This is a genomic window from Streptomyces sp. NPDC002057, from assembly GCF_040296665.1.
In the GTDB taxonomy this organism is placed as follows: Bacteria; Actinomycetota; Actinomycetes; order Streptomycetales; family Streptomycetaceae; genus Streptomyces.
Map to the genome: position 1 here is coordinate 135,984 of NZ_JBEOXR010000002.1, position 17,065 is coordinate 153,048.

17 protein-coding genes and 1 tRNA gene are annotated in these 17,065 nt (G+C 69.6%); 9 read left to right on the forward strand and 9 right to left on the reverse strand.

Annotation, left to right across the window (positions count from 1 at the left end; all coding sequences use genetic code 11):
- Nucleotides 1–185: 185 nt before the first annotated feature.
- Nucleotides 186–1,073: an ATP-dependent DNA ligase gene (locus tag ABT129_RS02445; RefSeq protein ID WP_351895561.1), complete on the reverse strand. Its 888-nt coding sequence runs from the start codon at nucleotides 1,071–1,073 to the stop codon at nucleotides 186–188.
- A 194-nt stretch (nucleotides 1,074–1,267) separates the two neighbouring features.
- Nucleotides 1,268–2,164, reverse strand: a complete 897-nt coding sequence (gene ligD / locus ABT129_RS02450) for a non-homologous end-joining DNA ligase (protein WP_351895564.1) — start codon at nucleotides 2,162–2,164, stop codon at nucleotides 1,268–1,270.
- Between the two features lie 60 nt (nucleotides 2,165–2,224).
- Between ligD and ku the strand changes: the two genes are divergently transcribed.
- Nucleotides 2,225–3,259 (forward strand): non-homologous end joining protein Ku, encoded by a 1,035-nt coding sequence (gene ku / locus ABT129_RS02455; RefSeq protein ID WP_351895566.1) that lies wholly within the window; start codon nucleotides 2,225–2,227, stop codon nucleotides 3,257–3,259.
- A 45-nt stretch (nucleotides 3,260–3,304) separates the two neighbouring features.
- Here ku and ABT129_RS02460 read toward each other — a convergent pair whose 3' ends face one another.
- From ABT129_RS02460 to ABT129_RS02470, 3 genes are all read right to left on the reverse strand, one after another.
- Nucleotides 3,305–5,032 (reverse strand): AAA family ATPase, encoded by a 1,728-nt coding sequence (locus ABT129_RS02460; protein ID WP_351895569.1) that lies wholly within the window; start codon nucleotides 5,030–5,032, stop codon nucleotides 3,305–3,307.
- Between the two features lie 169 nt (nucleotides 5,033–5,201).
- A complete protein-coding gene (locus ABT129_RS02465; RefSeq protein ID WP_351895571.1) occupies nucleotides 5,202–6,185 on the reverse strand; it encodes a quinone oxidoreductase family protein in 984 nt (327 codons plus the stop codon).
- 401 nt (nucleotides 6,186–6,586) lie between these two features.
- The gene (locus ABT129_RS02470; protein WP_351895573.1) at nucleotides 6,587–7,279 is read right to left on the reverse strand and encodes an HAD family hydrolase; all 693 of its coding nucleotides are present in this window, start codon (nucleotides 7,277–7,279) and stop codon (nucleotides 6,587–6,589) included.
- A gap of 954 nt (nucleotides 7,280–8,233) precedes the next feature.
- Here ABT129_RS02470 and ABT129_RS02475 point away from each other — a divergent pair.
- Together ABT129_RS02475 and ABT129_RS02480 are read left to right on the forward strand one after the other, a co-directional pair.
- Nucleotides 8,234–8,896 (forward strand): hypothetical protein, encoded by a 663-nt coding sequence (locus ABT129_RS02475; RefSeq protein ID WP_351895576.1) that lies wholly within the window; start codon nucleotides 8,234–8,236, stop codon nucleotides 8,894–8,896.
- A complete protein-coding gene (locus tag ABT129_RS02480; RefSeq protein WP_351895578.1) occupies nucleotides 8,897–9,346 on the forward strand; it encodes a hypothetical protein in 450 nt (149 codons plus the stop codon).
- 283 nt (nucleotides 9,347–9,629) lie between these two features.
- Here the strand turns inward: ABT129_RS02480 and ABT129_RS02485 are convergent, their stop codons facing one another.
- The 3 genes from ABT129_RS02485 to ABT129_RS02495 all read right to left on the reverse strand — a co-directional run bounded on the left by ABT129_RS02485 (nucleotide 9,630) and on the right by ABT129_RS02495 (nucleotide 11,766).
- Nucleotides 9,630–10,025: a hypothetical protein gene (locus tag ABT129_RS02485; RefSeq protein WP_351895580.1), complete on the reverse strand. Its 396-nt coding sequence runs from the start codon at nucleotides 10,023–10,025 to the stop codon at nucleotides 9,630–9,632.
- A 480-nt stretch (nucleotides 10,026–10,505) separates the two neighbouring features.
- Nucleotides 10,506–11,252, reverse strand: coding sequence for a hypothetical protein (locus ABT129_RS02490; RefSeq protein WP_351895582.1), 747 nt, complete (start codon nucleotides 11,250–11,252; stop codon nucleotides 10,506–10,508).
- 295 nt (nucleotides 11,253–11,547) lie between these two features.
- Nucleotides 11,548–11,766 carry a GntR family transcriptional regulator gene (locus ABT129_RS02495; RefSeq protein WP_351895584.1) on the reverse strand — a complete coding sequence of 73 codons (219 nt, stop codon included), beginning with the start codon at nucleotides 11,764–11,766 and terminating at the stop codon, nucleotides 11,548–11,550.
- 62 nt (nucleotides 11,767–11,828) lie between these two features.
- On the opposite strand from ABT129_RS02495, the gene ABT129_RS38025 reads away from it, so the two are divergent.
- The 3 genes from ABT129_RS38025 (at nucleotide 11,829) to ABT129_RS02505 (ending at nucleotide 13,421) form a co-directional block, all read left to right on the forward strand.
- Nucleotides 11,829–12,068, forward strand: a complete 240-nt coding sequence (locus ABT129_RS38025) for a hypothetical protein (protein WP_502981626.1) — start codon at nucleotides 11,829–11,831, stop codon at nucleotides 12,066–12,068.
- Nucleotides 12,069–12,669: 601 nt separating this feature from the next.
- Complete coding sequence (locus tag ABT129_RS38030) at nucleotides 12,670–13,044, forward strand: hypothetical protein (protein WP_502981627.1); 375 nt, start codon at nucleotides 12,670–12,672, stop codon at nucleotides 13,042–13,044.
- Between the two features lie 32 nt (nucleotides 13,045–13,076).
- Nucleotides 13,077–13,421, forward strand: a complete 345-nt coding sequence (locus ABT129_RS02505; RefSeq protein ID WP_351895586.1) for a hypothetical protein — start codon at nucleotides 13,077–13,079, stop codon at nucleotides 13,419–13,421.
- 210 nt (nucleotides 13,422–13,631) lie between these two features.
- Here the strand turns inward: ABT129_RS02505 and ABT129_RS02510 are convergent.
- Nucleotides 13,632–13,703, reverse strand: a tRNA-Arg gene (locus tag ABT129_RS02510).
- 160 nt (nucleotides 13,704–13,863) lie between these two features.
- On the opposite strand from ABT129_RS02510, the gene ABT129_RS02515 reads away from it, so the two are divergent.
- The 3 genes from ABT129_RS02515 (at nucleotide 13,864) to lysA (ending at nucleotide 16,946) form a co-directional block, all read left to right on the forward strand.
- Nucleotides 13,864–14,346: a response regulator gene (locus tag ABT129_RS02515; protein WP_351895588.1), complete on the forward strand. Its 483-nt coding sequence runs from the start codon at nucleotides 13,864–13,866 to the stop codon at nucleotides 14,344–14,346.
- Nucleotides 14,347–14,444: 98 nt separating this feature from the next.
- Nucleotides 14,445–15,536 carry an ArgS-related anticodon-binding protein NrtL gene (gene nrtL / locus ABT129_RS02520; RefSeq protein ID WP_351895590.1) on the forward strand — a complete coding sequence of 364 codons (1,092 nt, stop codon included), beginning with the start codon at nucleotides 14,445–14,447 and terminating at the stop codon, nucleotides 15,534–15,536.
- Between the two features lie 18 nt (nucleotides 15,537–15,554).
- Complete coding sequence (gene lysA / locus ABT129_RS02525; RefSeq protein ID WP_351895592.1) at nucleotides 15,555–16,946, forward strand: diaminopimelate decarboxylase; 1,392 nt, start codon at nucleotides 15,555–15,557, stop codon at nucleotides 16,944–16,946.
- Nucleotides 16,947–17,065 lie beyond the last annotated feature (119 nt).

Consider the following 17,065-nt stretch of genomic DNA (forward strand, 5'->3'; position numbering starts at 1 on the left):
TACCGGCCGCCTTCCCCGTGAGCGCCATACCAGGCAGCAAGTGTGCACCACGGGAAGGACGGCAAGGCCTTACCGACGACACCGGCCGCGCACGGGGCCCGAGTTGCGGTCTCTTTGCGCCATGTACGGTGCGCAGCAAGGCAGTTGCACTCCGTGCCGACCCCGAGCGGGGGCGCGGCGGCGGTTCATCCCTCCGACCGCACCCGGACGAACGCCGCGTTCTCCTGCCGCTGCCTCCCCGCGCGCTGCCGCAGCTCCACGGGAACCGGCGGCTCCACCCACCGCACCGGTCCGTGCTCCGGGTCCCGGGCGAGCGGACCCGCGCGGTCGCCGACCAGCGAGCCGACCTCGCGCGCCTGCGCCGGGGTGAGCCGGGGCGAGGTGGTCACCGTACGCCCGTCGGGGAGCCGCACGACCAGGGCCCGGGGCCGGTCGGCCGGGCCGACGACACCGAGCAGCACGCCGTCGCTCGTGTCCACGTGCCGGATCTTCCGCCAGGCCCAGGTGGAGCCCGCCCGGTAGGTCGAGCCCAGCGACTTCGTGACGATCCCCTCGACCCCCGCCTCCCGCAGGTCCCGGAACCACGCGCGCGCGGTCCCCTCGTCCAGGGTGGCGAGGACGCGCTGGAGCGGCGGCCCGGCCTCCCGGAGGGCCGCGCCCAGCAGCTCCCAGCGGTCCCGGAGCGGCAGGCCGCGCACGTCGCGCCCGGGGACGGCGAGCAGGTCGAAGGCGATGTACGAGACCGGCACCCCCTCCCGCGCGCGGTCCGCGGGCGAGCGGAGCAGGTCCGTGAAGCTCAGCCGTCCCTCCCGGTAGGCGCACAGCTCCCCGTCGAGCACGATCCCGGGCGGCAGCCGGTCGCGCAGGTGCGCGGCGATCCCGGGGAACTCGGGGGCGAGGTCCCGGCGGGAGCGGGACTGCAGGACGACCCTCCCGTCGCCGAGGACGAAGGCGAGCGCACGGAACCCGTCCAGCTTGAGCGAGTACTGGAGCTCCCGGGGCGGCTCCTTCTGCGCGGGGATCTCGTCGGCGGACCGGGGCCGCATGACGTCGACGGGCGGCGTGAGGACCACGGTCCGGGGCTCCGCGGCGCCGCCGCCGGGGGCGGTCCCGCTCGCTGCCGTACGCCCCGGGACGCCGTCCCCGGCCCTCCCGTCCCCGGCCCCACGGCCCCCGCCCCCGCGCCCCCCGACCCCGTGTCCCTCGGTGCCACCACCGGCGGGGCCGGGGGCCCCGCCGGTGTCCGCCGCCCCGCCCGCGCCGCCCTTCACGGCACCTCCCCCGCCCGCCCGGCCGCGAAAAGAGGGGCCAGGAGCTCCCCGTACCGCTCCAGACGTGGCGCGATGTCGTCCATGAGGAAGACCATGACCCCGGGGTCCGAGCCGGGGCGGGCGCACTCCTCCACCTCGTCCCAGGTGACCGGGGCGGAGGCGGCGGGCCGGGCCCGCGCCCGCAGGGTGTAGGGAGTGGCGGTGGTCTTGGCGGCGGCGTTCTGGCTGTGGTCGACGAAGACCTTCCCCGGCCGCAGCGCCCTGGCCATCCGGTGCACGACCAGCTTCGGCAGCGCGGCCTCCGCCTCGACGGCGAGCAGGCGCGCGTACGCCGAGACGCGCTCGGACGGCGTCGGCACCACCGGGACCAGCAGGTGCAGCCCCTTGGCCCCGGAGGTCTTCGCGAAGGCGTCGAGACCGTCGGCGGCGAGCCGCTCGCGCAGGTGGAGGGCGACCCGGCAGCACTCGACGACCGTCGCGGGCGGCCCCGGGTCGAGGTCGAACACGAGGCGGTCGGCGACGGCGGGCGAGGCGGCCCGCCACTGGGGCGTGTGGAACTCCACGACGAGGTTCGCCGCCCACATCAGCGAGGGCAGGTCCTCGATCACTACCTGCCGCGCCCGGGGGTCCTCGGAGCGGGGCACGGGGGTGGTCCTCACCCAGGAGGGTGTGCCGGGCGGCGGATTCTTGGTGAAGAACAGCTGCCCGTCCGGACCGTCGGGGTAGCGCAGGAAGGAGACCGGACGATCGCGCAGATGCGGCAGGATCGCGGCCCCCACGGTGGCGTAGTAGTGGAGCAGCTCGCCCTTGGTGGTGCCGGTGGCCGGGTGGAGGACCTTCCCCAGGTTGCTCAGCGTGAGGCGTCGCCCCTCCACCTCCGTGATCGGCGTCATACGATGAGAATCCCACGATTGCCGACAAACCGTGCTGATCCGACCTGGAAGGGACAACACGTGCGATCCATCTGGAACGGCGCCATATCCTTCGGCCTGGTCAGCATCCCGATCAAGCTGGTGAACGCCACCGAGAGCCACTCCGTCTCCTTCCGCCAGATCCACACCGAGGACGGCGGCCGCGTCCGCTACAAGAAGGTGTGCGAGCTCGACGGCGAGGAGGTCCCCCAGGCGGAGATCGGCAAGGCGTACGAGGACGCCGACGGGTCCATGATCCCGATCACCGAGGAGGACCTGTCCGCGCTGCCGCTGCCCACGGCCAGGACCATCGAGATCGTGGCCTTCGTGCCCGCCGGCGAGATCGACCCGCTCCAGATGGACGCCGCCTACTACCTCTCGGCGAACGGCGTCCCCGCCGCGAAGCCGTACACCCTGCTCCGCGAGGCGCTCAAGCGCAGCGACAAGGTGGCCGTCGCCAAGTACGCCCTCCGGGGACGGGAACGGCTCGGCATGCTCAGGGTCGTGGACGACGTGATCGCCATGCACGGCCTGCTCTGGCCGGACGAGATCCGGGCCCCCGAGGGAGTCGCCCCCGAGACCCCGGTCACCGTCCGCGACGCCGAACTCGACCTGGCGGACGCCCTGATGGCCACCCTCGGCGAGGTCGACATCACCACGCTGCACGACGACTACCGCACCGCGGTGGAGGAGCTGATCGCGGCGAAGGCGGAGGGCGGCGAGGGCGTCCCGGCCCCGGCCCCGGGGGAGGAGTCCGGCGGCGGCCAGGTCATCGACCTGATGGCGGCACTGGAGAACAGCGTGAGGGCGGCGAAGGAGGCCCGCGGCGAGGACGCGGTGGTGACCGAGCTCAAACCGCGCGCGACGCCGAAGGACACGGACACGAAGAAGTCCACGTCCCGCGCCACGGCGAAGAAGACGGCGGCCCCGGCCCACAAGTCGACGTCGACCAGGAAGACGGCGGCGAAGAAGACCGCGACGAAGTCGACGGCGAAGACCACGGCGAAGAAGACCCAGGCGAAGACCACGGCGAAGACCCAGACGAAGAAGCCGACCCCACGCAAGCGGACGGCATGACGGTGGGGGGCTGGCCTCGACCGCGTGAGGCCGCCGCCCCGGGTCTCACCCGGTGGCGGAACGCAACTCCTCATAGGCCGTGTTGATGTCCACGAAGCGCACGGTGGTGAGGTCCTCCCGGCTCGGGGCGCTGCTCTCGCCGTGCGTGTCGTACAGGCGCAGATCGCGCGCCGAGGCCGCCTTGCGGCAGAGCTCGCGCGCGAACCGCCCGTTGCCGAGCTGGTCCACCAGGCCCTCCCGCACGACGCGGTGGAAGTGCGCGTCGAGCACGGTGGCCGCGTCCTCGTCGAGCGCGTCGCCCTGGGACTCCAGCACGCCGCGCGCGATCCGCAGGAGTTCCTCCGCCGCGTACGAGGGGAAGTCGACCCGCGTGTTGAAACGCGAGGTGAGCCCGGGGTTCGCGGCGAGGAGCCGGGTCATCTCCTCGGGGTAGCCGGCCAGGATCACGACGAGCCGGTCGCGGTCGTCCTCGGCGCGCTTGAGCAGCACCTGGAGGGCCTCGTCGCCGAAGGCGTCGCCACCGGAGTAGCCGCTGTTGCTGAGCGCGTACGCCTCGTCGACGAAGAGGACGCCACCGAGGGCGGAGTCGATGACCGCGCTGGTCTTGAGGGCCGTCGAACCGAGGTGCTGCCCCACGAGGTCGACCCGCTGGGTCTCGACCACCTGACCCGTCTCCAGCATGCCGAGCCCGGCGAAGATGTCGCCGATGATGCGGGCCACGGTCGTCTTGCCCGTGCCCGGCGGACCCGCGAAGACGAAGTGCTGCGGCCCGGCGGTCGCCGGAATACCCTGCTCCTTGCGGACGGTGGCCATCCGGAGCTGGGCGACGAGCGTCCGCACCTGCCGCTTGACCGGGTCGAGGCCGATCATGCGGTCGAGCCGGGCGAGGGCCTCGTCGAGCAGGCTCTCCGTGGCGCCGGCGCCGTCGGCCCCGGACGGAGGGGTCGCGGCCGAGGGCCCCTGCCGAGCCGGCGCCGGGGCGGGGACGGGTGCCGGCGTGGGAGCGGGGACGGAGGGCGGCTCGGGGACGCGGGCCCGGGCGCGCTGGGCGACATCGAACAGGTTGGGGGAGCAGCGGTAGGCGTACTGGAACTGGCGCAGGGCCTTGTCGTGCTCGCCGAGGCCCTCGTGGGCGAGACCGCGCAGATAGGCGACCTCGGCCTCGAACCTCCCGCCGCGCTCCAGGGAACGGGGGAGCGGGGCGACGGTGCTCAGGACCTCGTGGAAGATGTGCTGGTCGGCGAGGGCGTAGCCGACGTACAGCAGGGCCTCGTCGCTGAGGAACGTGTCGCCGATCCCGCGCGAGTACTCCAGGACCAGGGGCCAGTTCTTCTTGAGGAAGGCGTAGCGGGTACAGAGGAACCGGGTCTCGTCACAGTCGAGGAGGGCGGTCAGCAGTCTCGGCTCGGCCACGTCGACACGGCCCTCGGTGAGCAGCTTCGCCAGGCCGGCCAGCCAGAGGTCACGCGCGGTCTCCAGCCGGAAGGTGACGTAGACGCCCAGGTCGAACCGGGAGTGCAGCGTCAGCCCGGCCTGCGCGCGCAGCGCCCCGAAAGACCGCCGGTGCGCCTCCATGGCGTCGACCGCCTCGTCCCGCCGCCGACCGGTGGCATGGAGCCCGAGCCACGCGTCGGCGGCCGTCGGATCGTGCTCCAGGGCCTCGTCGAACCGAAGCGCCGCCCGGTCGAACTGGCCCTGCCGGAGCAGCGCCACCCCTTCACCCCAGGCCCGCTCGCACTTCCTGGCGGACCGCCTGGACACGTCGCCGGGCATGGTTCCTCCTGTACTGACCCTCATGACGTCCCATCAGCACGTCACCCCCGAAAGCGATCTGGTCAGAGCGTAGTACGCCTCCACCCGGCCAGGCCCTCACGAGGTCACGGACCGACGCACGGAGTCCGCGACCTCGCGGGGGCCACCGCCATCACCGCCATCACCGCCATCACCCCCGAACCCTCAGCACGGCCTTCCCGATGTTCCGGCCGGCTTCGAGCAGCCGCTGGGCCTCCGCCGCGTCGGCCAGGTCGTACTCGGCCGTGATGTCGATCCGTACGGCACCGGAGGCCACACGTCCCAGCGCGGCGAGGGTGTGCCGACGGAGGGCCTCGGGGTCCCGGCGGGAGAGGTCGCCGATGTTGTAGCCCGCCAGGACGCGGTTGTTCTTCCACACGGGAAGGACCGGAAGGCTCAGGTCGGGGTGGCCGCCCGCCTCGCCGTAGACGACCACCCGGCCGAACGGGGCCAGTGCCTCGAAGCTCTCCAGGCGGGTGGCGCCGCCGACCGGATCGAGGACCAGGTCCACGCCCCGCCCGGCCGTCGCCTCCCGTACCGCGTCCGCGAAGCCGTCCCTCAGGAAGACCTCGTCGTAGCCGAAACGGCGCGCGTACTCCGCCTTCTCCCCGGTGCTCACGGTGCCGTACACCGCCGCCGCCCCGAGCGACCGGGCGAGCTGCGCCGCCGCCGACCCGACCCCGCCCGCCGCGGCGTGGACCAGCACCGTGTCACCGGCCGCGATCCGGCCGGCGCCGGCGAGCACGCCGTAGGCGGTCGTCAGAACGAGCGGGGCGGCACCGGCGGTCCGCAGATCGAGCCCCAGGTCACCCAGGGGGAAGACGAACGACGCCGGCGCGGACACGTACTCCGCGTAGCCGCCGCGGTCGGGGAGGTACGCGGCGACCTCCGCGCCGACCGCCGGCGCCGTGACGCCCGCACCCAGCGCCACCACGGTCCCCGACACCTCCAGACCGGTCACGGTCTCACCGTCGGGCGCACCGAAGTCACCCAGGCGGTGCTGCACCTCGCCGTAGTTGACCCCGGCGTACGCGACCCGGACCAGCACCTCACCGGGCCCGGGCTCCGGCTCGGCCAGCTCCACCAGCCGAAGAACCTCCGGCCCCCCGACCTCCTTGAACGCGACCGCCCTCATACGTCCCCCCTCCACAGGCGCCCCGAACCCGCCGACACCCCTGCTCGTCCCGACCACTTCCACGCACCGGAACCCACCCCACCCCACCCGAATTCCCAGCCCCGCAACACGACACGAGCCCGCAACAAACAGCCAGAGATCCACGGGCCCACCGCGATCCAGCGTGTTCTGGAGTACAGGACGTCCCCGGTCCGCCAGGCCGTGGAGATCGACGATCCGGAAGAGCTGACCCGGCCGTGCGACTGCTGGGGGCGCACATGGCCCGCTGCCGAACGGCGGATGCACGCCGACTTCGGTGAAGCGGCTTCGAGCGGGACCAGCCGCGGTGCCTGCCCGCCGTCTCCGGCCCGTGTCTGCTCAACTCTGCCCGGGTCGACGGCGGGCGGCGTGGGAACCCCTGGCTACGTCGTGGTGAGGGCGTCGGCGATGGCCTGCATGTCCCCGGTGATGACGTCAGCCTGCTCCTCGGCGAACTGCACCGCCTTGTCAGGCGTGTTGGCATAACCGATCACGGTTGCGCCTGCCGCGTGGGCCGCCTGGATGTCCGTGAGCGAGGCGCCGATCAGGGTGCAGCTCGTGACGTCGATGTGCATCTGCTCGGCTGCCGTGATGAGCGGGAAGGGGTTCGGCTTCATCAGGTGCGGCTGCTCGGAGGGCCGACCCACGATCTTCGTGACGCACTCCTCCAGGCCGTGGAGCCCCAGGAAGACCCGCACGCACTCGGCCGAGTTGTCGCTCACCACCGCGACGCCCCGGCCGGCCGAACGCGCGGCCTGGAGCGCTTCCGCGGCTCCTGGCGTCGGCCGTCCCGCCACCGCCACGGCTCGGACCTCGGCGGCGGTGAGGGCCTGCTCGATCTTCTGGCCCAGCCCTGTGTCGGCCTCGTGCGCGATGCGCAGGACCTCGATGGGGTCGTCCGTCCGGGCGGCCTTCGCGCCCGCGGCTTCATCCTGGGCGGAGAGCAGGGCGGCCAGCTCCCGCGCGACCTCGGACGCCGGCAGTCCCGCGAACACGTCGCACACGGGCCCGTCGAAGTCGAAGAGGATGACGCGGGCGTCCGCCAGGATCTCGATGAGCGGGTCAGCGTGTGTCACGGCCGAAGTTCCTTCCGAGGTCTCCCGGACGCTGCGGAATCACATCCGGGCTTGCTGGGACGAGCGGGAGAAGAGGACGGGTCCTCGATCGTCTCGCCCCGGGCGACGACCTTGTCGCGGCGGACCGGGCAGCACCCGAAGATCGCGCCCGCGAACGCCGAGCCGGTCTCCGCGACCACACCGAGGTATCCAAGCTCGGTGATGGCATCCAGGCCGCTGCTCGTCCGGCCGACCATGATGTCACGCATGCGACCGCGTGCCGCTGTCCGCCGACGCCGCCCTCCACCCGCACCCGCACACACAACAAGACCCCGTCCTCAGCGTTTCCGCTGTTGACGGGGTCTGTGTGGCACTTCTCGCGAAGTGCCCCCGGCAGGATTCGAACCTGCGCACACGGCTCCGGAGGCCGTATGAAATAGCGCTATGGCAGCAGCTCAGCTGCTTGTAGTGAGTAGGCCGCTGCCCTTCAGTCCACCAATAGGCCACGCCATCGGATGCCTGCGCGAGCAGCTAGGGGGACCGCCCTTCACCCGTCTGATGTAACTTTGGCGGCAGTATGCGACTCTATGTAGTCAGCGATGCACTGTAGGGGGACCTTAGTGGGGGAAGAGCTGCTGCCCCGGAGTCACAAGGACAAGGCCGTGAGAGCTGCCTTGGAAGAGATCCTGGGTGGCGGGGGCTGGAGCCTGCGGAAGGGTGGCCACTGGGGCCTCCTCACCTGCGACGTCGGATGCCATCGGATCTCGATCAGCGGGACACCCCGAGTCGCGGAGCGACACGCGCGTGACGTGCTTCGGGAGGCTCGCACCTGCCCGCTGCCGGATGGGGACCCGAGATCCAAGAAGCGCGCGACCTGAAGGGTGGATGGCTTTCCGCTTGACGGGACCCGCTGCGGGTACCGTACTGTTGACGTGTGTCAACAGGTTGCATCGGAAGCTAGCTGGGGGAGCAACGATGAAGACCTACAGCTTGAAATTTGAGGTACAGGACGTCTCTGACGTTGCACGAGTCGAAGAACTTTTCTACAACCACTTTGATGGATTGGTTGCTGAGTCCTTCGGGCGCCTTCTCCTCACCGTCTACATGGACGGTCACGAGAACGGCCCCATGGCTGCTAAGTGTGCTGCGACAGAGCTTGAGAAGTTGCTCGGCGTTACCGTAGCCCGACTCGATAGGGACTTGGTGGACGCTGCGGAGATTGCCCGCAGGTGTGACAGAAGTCGCGAGAGTGTTCGGCAGCTGATTGAAGGAACGCGGCGTAAGGGGACGCCTTTCCCCACGCCAGCCGGAGCGCCCAATGGGAAGCGCATCTGGGAATGGTCGGTGGTGAACGAGTGGCTTCGCGTAAACGTTCCGGAGTCTGCGGAGCCAGAATTCGGGTTGTCCCGGGATGAGATGACGCTCGTTGATGGTTGGCTCCTGCGGTGGCGTTCCCTGCCGTGGGAACAGCACGTAGGGATGGAATTCCGTGAGATCACTGCAACGCTCAGAAATGAGTCTGTGCAGACTAGATCTCCCCGAATTAACCAAGCCTGGGTCAAGTCATGGAACGTCAACGTCACCAGTCGAGTCATCAGGGAGCCGGCTGCTGCCGCGGCTCCGGAATGTGGTGAATAGATGGCGTTTCTGATTCCTCGCGCCGAAGAGCAGAGGCAGCTAGCGGCTCCGGTAAACGCGTGCGCGGAACTACTGGATGTTCGAATCTTCTTGCTGCATGGGGAGGCCCTGAAGGTTGACGTAACGTCCGACCTTCAGGAAATCGAGACTTTGCAGACCAATATGGGGATCGGGCGAGATGGTTCTCATATTACGTACCAGTTTGAGCATGTGCTGACGGCGCAAGACTTGGATGGCACGGATGCGCTGAAGGTCCAGGTCAACCTCGGTGTGCTCTTTGGGTTCCCTGACGAGAGTGACCCCAAGGGTGCTGTTTCCGAAGAGAGCCTTGTCGCGTTTGGTTACACGACGGCCCAACTTGCTGCACATCCTTATCTCAGGTCGGCAGTAGCTGATGTGACTTCGAAGCTAGGATTTCCGCAGGTAACGCTGGGCCTGCTTAAGTCGTAACTCGCGTTGCGGCGATGCGGCACTTTTTCGTAGCGACTGGTGTCCTCCTGTCGAAGGTCCCGAGCCGTAGTCGCTTCGGGACCTTCGACATGGCGCCCCGGCAGGATCCGAACCGGCGACCCCCGCTTCGCAAGAGCGGGAGGGCGTCCCTACACCTGTCCTGCACGATTGAGGGCTGTGCTGATCCCCTGCGCAGGCTCCGACAGCTCCCCTCTTCCACCGTGGTTCCCCGCCCTATCTGGCACGGGTGTGGCACGACCGTGAAGCCGTCGACGGGGGGTACCTACCAGTCGCGCCACTTGTCCGTGAGCTCGTATCGCCCGAGCCCGTGCCGGGCGGCCAGCGCCACCACATCGATGCCGTGCTGAGTGAGAGCCTTGTCGATGTAGTCACACAACGCCTCGCGTTCGTCCGTCTCGTAGCCGCAATGGATGTCGTCCACGGCATTCAGGGCCAGGACGACGCGCTCCACCGCGGCGAAGACCTGGACATCCTCTGCGCCATCCAGCCCGGCTACCTCCTCGTCGAAGGAGTCGAGGACGGTGTCGGTCGCCACCAGGAGCTCATCCGGGTACAAGTCAGCCATGCAATCACAGCCAGGATCCAGGGTGCCGGCAGCCAGTTGCTCAGCCTCACGCGCTATGCCCTCGCGCCAGCTTGTTGTCGGTCTCTCAGCCATGGCGCGGACCGTACAACTCGCCTCTGACAGCAGGGACGCTGCGGGACCGACATGAGCTTGGGAATCACCGATCTTTGACGCCTGATAGGTGCTTTGAACTGCGGAAACGGGCGCCGAGCCGAGCCGTGCGGCCCCTCTCGGCACCCGTCGTTATCCGTGGTTCCGTCGTACCTGGCACGGAAATGGCACGGCGACCTCTTCGTCTCGAAGCAACTCGGGTGGGAGTTCTGCCTTGGGCCGATGCCTCTCTCACCTGCGCTAATGGTCCGCAGACGTCCACGCCCGTCCGCCACTGTTCGTCGGCGTTGTCACGCAGTTAGACACTCACCGCGCAACGTCCTCTGATGGCAGGGCTGCTTTCAGTACCAGCTTCTATGGTCTCAAGCGCGCGGTCGGCTTCCGGGGACCCATGGGAGTCAGGGTGGGAACGGCACCGGTTGTTGAGGTCAGCAGTCCGCCAGTGGACCGTGCACGTATCGGTCAGAAGGGAGGTTCGAGATCACCGCGACCATCCCTGTGTGGCCCCCAGTCCCAGGACTCCTCCTGGATAAGTTCAGGGTCGGGGACGTCATGGCCCCATGTCCTGAGTGCCTTCCAGGCAACGCGCCGGTTGAGGTCGTCACTGCTGGTGCCCAGGATGTGGCGCGCGTGCACGGCGAGGTGATCGCGGTGCTCGGCGAGCGCGGGGTGTTCGGCGAGGATGATCACGGCGAGGGCGGCGGCTTCACTCACGTCCTCGTGGCTGTTCTGCAAGAAGGGCGCGACAGCTCGATAAAGCATCGTGCGCAGGTCTCGGAAGGCCGTCACGGCGGTGTCGTGGGTGAGGAAGCCAGGGAAGTACTGCTCGGTGCGGTCGACAATCTCGTCGGAGGCGTCGTAGGCCGTGGAAGCCAGCCAGTTCAACAATGTCGCGCGGATGGGGACGTTGCGATAGGGCCGTAGGGTCATGGCCGCCGGGTGGGTGAGGATGCCGGCGACATACATGGCGACGGGGGCTGTGGCTTCGTAGATGCTGTTCTGGTGCCCGACCAGCTCACTCAGTTCCGACAAAGCGGTGACCTGCACCTTGGGGTCGGGCTCCAACAGCCGCGACAGGATCTTGGGAAGGTCCTCACCGTTCCCGAAAGCTGTCTGGAGCGAACCCCAATCGGTCTCCGCCAGGACTACCTGGTAAGGCGGCAAGCCAGCCTCGTGAGGCGCCCTGGCCTTGGAGCTGTTGTGGTTCACAGGCCAAACCTAAACCAGACTTCTGACGCGATTCCCTTCAGGTCAACTCGGTCTGCGGTCCTGCTGTCGTGGCTTCCTCCTGTCTCCGTCTGATCGGACACGCATGGGGTACGGCTTGGAGTGCTCGTGACTGGACGACACACTGATCGACCACGGCGATAGCGGTACCGACGCGGAGCGACCACACCGGCCTCTGCCACTTCGCGGCAGCAGCTGCTCCTCATCCGCCCCTTCCCGGTGGTGCGGTCGCCTCACGCTCCCGTCATCCGTGACGGCGGGGGTACGGCGCCCCGCCCTACGGCCGCAGTCCCGCCGGCCGTTCCGTCCGGTTGCGCACGTAGACGCCGCTGCCCTTGCGGGAGATGACTAGACCTTCGTCTTCGAGGTCCCGCAGCGCGCGCTGGATCGTGGCCCGCGCGAACCCGTAAAGCTCCGTCAGTTCCTTGTGGGACGGAAGCTTCTCGCCGGGAGCCAGCCGCCTCGTTCGGATGGCAGCGCCGCGGCTGGTGGCCACCTGCTCGTAGGGGGCACGGTCGTAGTCTGGGTCGAGGGGCTCGGGGGCAAAGGTCCAAGCTGATGCGAGCGGCTCGCGACGGCGAGGAATTCGACACCAAATCCGGCCTTCCGGGCTCCATGGAGGAGAAGAAGTCTGCTCTGATTTGGTACGTCTTCGCCCTGAAATACCTGGCCATGAAGTGGCCGCACGCGGAGCCGAACACGCGCGACGGGATCAACGAATCGCTGACCTCGGTCACGACGGCCCTTCTCGGTGATCGTCCGGGCGCCCGTCAGATGAGTTGCTCCGTCGGGCGCTGAGGAACTGGGTGTTTGTTCTGCCCGGGCCTGACGACCGCGAACTGCCGACCGAGATCGGCAATGCACTGCTCTGGGTGGCGAAGGCTTCCCGCCCGCTCTCCGACCTTGCCGACCCGGTGACCGGGCCTCGACTCGCTCAAACTCAAGCTGGACGGCACGGCGGCTGCTGCCGAGACTGTACGGCGAGCGTCGGACCCTCGTAAAAGCCGTGCACTACGCCGTTGATCTGGTGGAGTTCACCGAGAACCCCTCTTGCAGCGATCCGCTGGCAGAAGCCCAAGGTGTCCAGCGAGGTGGACCCGAGGGTCGTCGCCAACCCTGAGCAAGCCAGGTCCATCCTCCGCGCGGTCTCGTACATCGGCGGCTACCGACGCGCCCGCGGCCGGCGCCGTGTCGGGCTGTTCGCGGGTATGTACTTCAGAGGCTTCCGGCCCGCCGAAGTCGTAGGCCTGGCGGAGTCGGATCTTTCCCTTCCCAACTCCGGCTGGGGCTCCGCACTGCTTCACCGGACTCGCCCGAGCGTCGGGAAGCAGTGGACGGACACAGTGAGAGCCGCGACAACCGCGGCCTGAAGAATCGGCCGACCGAGGACGTCCGCCGGGTGCCCATCCCGCACCGGCTCGTGTCCGTCTTCCAGGAGCACATCGAGACGTTCGGGACGGCCGAGGACGGACGCCTGTTCTTCAGCGAGAACGGGGGAGCGGTCTCCTCTTCGACGTACTACCGGGCGTGGCGGGAAGCCCGCGCGCTCGCGCTCCCGCTGGCCGCTGTCGCCTCCCCGCTCGCTCGGCGCCCCTACGATCTCCGGCACTCTGCCCTCTCCACGTGGCTCAACGCGGGCGTGGACGCCACCGAGGTCGCCGAGCGAGCCGGCAACAGTGTGGAGGTGCTGCTGAGCCGGTACGCGAAGTGCCTGGACGGTTGCCAGGAGGTGGCGAATCGGCGCATCGAAGATCTCCTGAGGGAGTACGAGTGAGTGCGGTTGGCCACCTGCTGCATACTCCGGGCGTGGACATATCCGATGAAGGGCCGACGCTCGATCGCCAGTGGATCGACCTGGGCAACAACGTGTGTGGCATGCTCCGCGGTTGCCGTGACGCTTCCGCCGTGGCTGCTCGCTTCGTCGGTGCAGGCTGGAACTCCCTTTCATCGTCCTGGCACGGCTACGAGCTGGAGACCAGCTGGTGTCAGATCGAGATCGATCCGATCGACGGCCCGAACGTACTGCTCAACGGCGTTGTCGACCCTGCTCGCCTTGATGATCTGGGGCGGCTTCTCAGCTACTTCGGGTTGCCCTACGAGCTGGAACTGAGCGATGAGGACGACGTCCTGGTGCGAGAGATCAGAGGGTGATCCGCCACCGACTGCAAGACCCCTGGAGCTGTCCGGGCGCCTTCGTCGTTCCCTGGACCGACCTGCGCTGATGCCGCGAGATCCTGTCCACGAATAGTCCGCGGACCCCGACATGCGACCGCTCAGCCCTGCTCACGCCCGCACACACAACAAGACCCCGTCCTCAGCGTTTCCGCTGTTGACGGGGTCTGTGTGGCACTTCTAGCGAAGTGCCCCCGGCAGGATTCGAACCTGCGCACACGGCTCCGGAGGCCGTTGCTCTATCCCCTGAGCTACGGGGGCGTCCGCCGCGTTCGGCGGCGACGGGTAGAACCCTACCAGCTCTGCGGGAGTGGCTGTGAACAGGTATTTCCGGGGTGTCACCAGGGGCTCGGTCCCCCGCACGGGTCAGAAGTGGGTAAAACCCGGACGCGGCCGTCGGGGGCGGCCTACTCTCGTTCGTGTGTCAGGCGTGCCCGGCCGGGTGCTCGTTGTCGACGACAACAAGGTGATCCGGCAGTTGATCAGGGTCAATCTCGAACTCGAGGGGTTCGAGGTCGTGACCGCGGCCGATGGTGCCGAGTGTCTGGATGTCGTACATCGGGTTCGTCCTGATGTCGTCACCCTCGACGTCGTCATGCCCCGTTTGGACGGGATCAAGACGGCGGAGCGGCTACGCGCCGATCCGCGGACCAGTCATCTCCCGGTCGCGATCATCAGCGCCTGCGGCGAGCACGAGGTCGCCGGTGGGGCCGCCTCCGGTGTCGACGCGTTCCTCGCCAAGCCCTTCGAACCCGCCGAGCTGGTGCTCGTCGTACGTCAGTTGATGCACCGCGAGCGGCGTGAGCGGCCGGAGGCGGCCGGGCCCGACGGGGGAGAGGAACCGGCCGCAGTCGACGGCCGGCAGGAGCCCCGACGCGCCGGGAGCGCGACCCGTCCGCACTGAGCCCGGTCTCCTGGGCCGTGGAGCCCCGTCGCGGCCAGGGTGCCCGCATGGCGAAACCGGTTCGCTTTCCGCCCCCCCTCCTCCCCTACGCTTGTCCCGTGACCCCCGCGGACCTCTCCCTCACCGTGCTGCACGCCGTGCGCCGCGCGGTCGACGACGGCGCGCTGCGGGTCGACGTACCCCCGGTCGTCAAGGTCGAGCGGGCCCGCCCCGGCGGGGTCGGGGAGTACGCCAGCAACATCGCCCTCACCCTCGCGCGGCCCGCCGGGCGCACCGCCCTCGACGTGGCCGGGATCCTTCGGGAACGCCTCCGTGACGCCCCCGGGCTCCGGGGCGTCGAGATCACCGGGCCCGGATTCCTCAACTTCACCCTCCGCCGCGACGCCGGCGCCGAGCTCGTGCGCGCGATCCGCGAGGCCGGGAGCGCGTACGGGAGCGGCACCGCCCTCGCCGGGACCGCTCCCGTCCGCTTCGCCGGCCCGGACGACCTCGCCCGCCCGAGTGGCCTCGGTGAGCGGAGTGACCTCCATGGCCTGGGTGAGCCGGCCGGGCCTGCCCGCACCACCCGCACCACTGGCACCGCCCGTACCCCCCGCCCCGCCGACCTGACAGAGTCGCGGGCCCTGATCGTCACCTCGACCGTCGTTCGGCTGCTGCGGGGGCAGGGGGCCGACGCGGGGTTCGGTGGGGGCGAGCGGGTTCATGTGCGGGCGGGGGAGTACCGGCCCGAGGTGCTCGGTGTCGACGCCGCCCGGTGGGCCCTGCTCCGGCCCGCGCCGCAGGACCGGCCCCTCGACGGGGCGCCCCTCCTCGTCCAGCACGAGCGCAACCCGCTCTTCCGCGTCCGGTACGCCCACTCCCGGGTCCGTAGGCTGCTCGTCAACGCGGCGCAGCTCGGCTTCGGTCCCGCGTACGAGACACCCGTCGACGCCCCCGTACTCCTCGGCCTCCTCGGCGACCACCCCACCGTCCTCCTGGCCGCCGCCCGCCACCGCGCCCCCGACCGGGTCGCCCGGCACCTGGAAGCCACCGCCGACGCGCTGCTCGCGTTCCAGCACACCGTTCTGCCGCTCGGCGACGAGAAACCCTCGGCCGCCCACCGTTCCCGGCTGGCGCTCGCCGAAGCCGCCGGGACGGTGCTCGCCGGTGGCCTCTCCGTGCTCGGCATCAGCGCACCCGACCGGATCTGAGAGAGCAGAAGAACAGACATGAGCCGTTCCGCCCACCCCGCAGGGCCCCGTCACGCCGACGTCCTCCCCGAGGGCCACTACTCGGCGCCGCCCGCCGACCTCAACGTCCTCGACCCCAAGGTGTGGTCCCGGACCGTCGAGAGGGACGAGCGCGGCGTCGCGACCGTCGGCGGGCTGAGCGTGACCGACCTCGCCGAGGAGTTCGGGACCCCCGCCTACTTCCTCGACGAGGCCGACTTCCGCGCCCGTTGCCGCGCCTGGGGCGACGCCTTCGGCAAGGACGCCGACGTGTTCTACGCCGGGAAGGCCTTCCTCTCGCGTGCCGTCGTGCGGTGGCTCAAGGAGGAGGGGCTGAACCTCGACGTGTGCTCCGGCGGGGAGCTCACCACCGCCCTCTCCGCCGGGATGCCGGCCGAGCGCATCGCCTTCCACGGCAACAACAAGAGCGAGGACGAGATCCGTACGGCCGTCGAGGCCGGCGTCGGGCGCATCGTGCTCGACTCCTTCCAGGAGATCGTCCGCGTCGCCCACGTCGCCCAGTCCCTCGGCCGCCGCCAGCCCGTGCAGATCCGGGTGACCGTCGGCGTCGAGGCCCACACGCACGAGTTCATCGCCACCGCCCACGAGGACCAGAAGTTCGGCATCGCGCTCGCCGGCGGTCAGGCGGCCGAGGCCGTGCGCAGGGCCCTGAAGCTCGACGGTCTCGAGCTCATCGGCATCCACTCGCACATCGGGTCGCAGATCTTCGACATGGCCGGGTTCGAGGTCTCCGCGCGGCGCGTCGTCCAGCTCCTCGCCGAGGTGCGGGACGAGCACGGCGTCGAGCTGCCCGAGATCGACCTCGGTGGCGGCCTGGGCATCGCGTACACCTCGGACGACGACCCGCGCGAGCCGCACGAGATCGCGAAGGCGCTCAACGAGATCGTGGCGCGGGAGTGCGAGGCCGCCGGGCTCCGTACCCCTCGTATCTCCGTCGAGCCCGGGCGGGCCATCGTCGGGCCCACCGCCTTCACGCTCTACCGGGTCGGCACGATCAAGCCGCTCGAAGGGCTGCGGACGTACGTCAGCGTCGACGGCGGCATGTCGGACAACATCCGCACCGCCCTGTACGACGCCGAGTACAGCGTCAGCCTCGTCTCGCGGACCAGCGACGCCGCTCCCATGCTCTCCCGGGTCGTCGGCAAGCACTGCGAGAGCGGTGACATCGTCGTACGGGACGCCTTCCTCCCCGCGGACCTGGCGCCCGGCGACCTCATCGCCGTGCCGGCCACCGGCGCGTACTGCCGCTCCATGGCCAGCAACTACAACCACGCGCTCCGGCCGCCCGTCGTCGCCGTCCGCGACGGCGAGGCGCGGGTGATCGTGCGGCGCGAGACGGAGGAAGATCTCCTGCGCCTCGACGTCGGATGATGAAATAGTCGAGTGATGAAATAGATGTCTCAGGATCCGGACGAGGGGCGGAAACCCCCGTCCGGTGAGTGAGACTGGTTCCACCGTAGAGATACGACCGTAGAGATACGAAGTAGGAC

Coding starts and splice junctions, on each gene's coding strand:
- ABT129_RS02465 (WP_351895571.1), bottom strand. CDS start 6,185: ATGAGGGCGGTCGCGTTCAAGGAGGTCGGGGGGCCGGAGGTTCTTCGG.
- ABT129_RS38025 (WP_502981626.1), top strand. CDS start 11,829: ATGCGAGCGGCTCGCGACGGCGAGGAATTCGACACCAAATCCGGCCTT.
- ABT129_RS02475 (WP_351895576.1), top strand. CDS start 8,234: ATGAAGACCTACAGCTTGAAATTTGAGGTACAGGACGTCTCTGACGTT.
- ligD (WP_351895564.1), bottom strand. CDS start 2,164: ATGACGCCGATCACGGAGGTGGAGGGGCGACGCCTCACGCTGAGCAAC.
- ABT129_RS02485 (WP_351895580.1), bottom strand. CDS start 10,025: ATGGCTGAGAGACCGACAACAAGCTGGCGCGAGGGCATAGCGCGTGAG.
- ABT129_RS02480 (WP_351895578.1), top strand. CDS start 8,897: ATGGCGTTTCTGATTCCTCGCGCCGAAGAGCAGAGGCAGCTAGCGGCT.
- ABT129_RS02460 (WP_351895569.1), bottom strand. CDS start 5,032: ATGCCCGGCGACGTGTCCAGGCGGTCCGCCAGGAAGTGCGAGCGGGCC.
- lysA (WP_351895592.1), top strand. CDS start 15,555: ATGAGCCGTTCCGCCCACCCCGCAGGGCCCCGTCACGCCGACGTCCTC.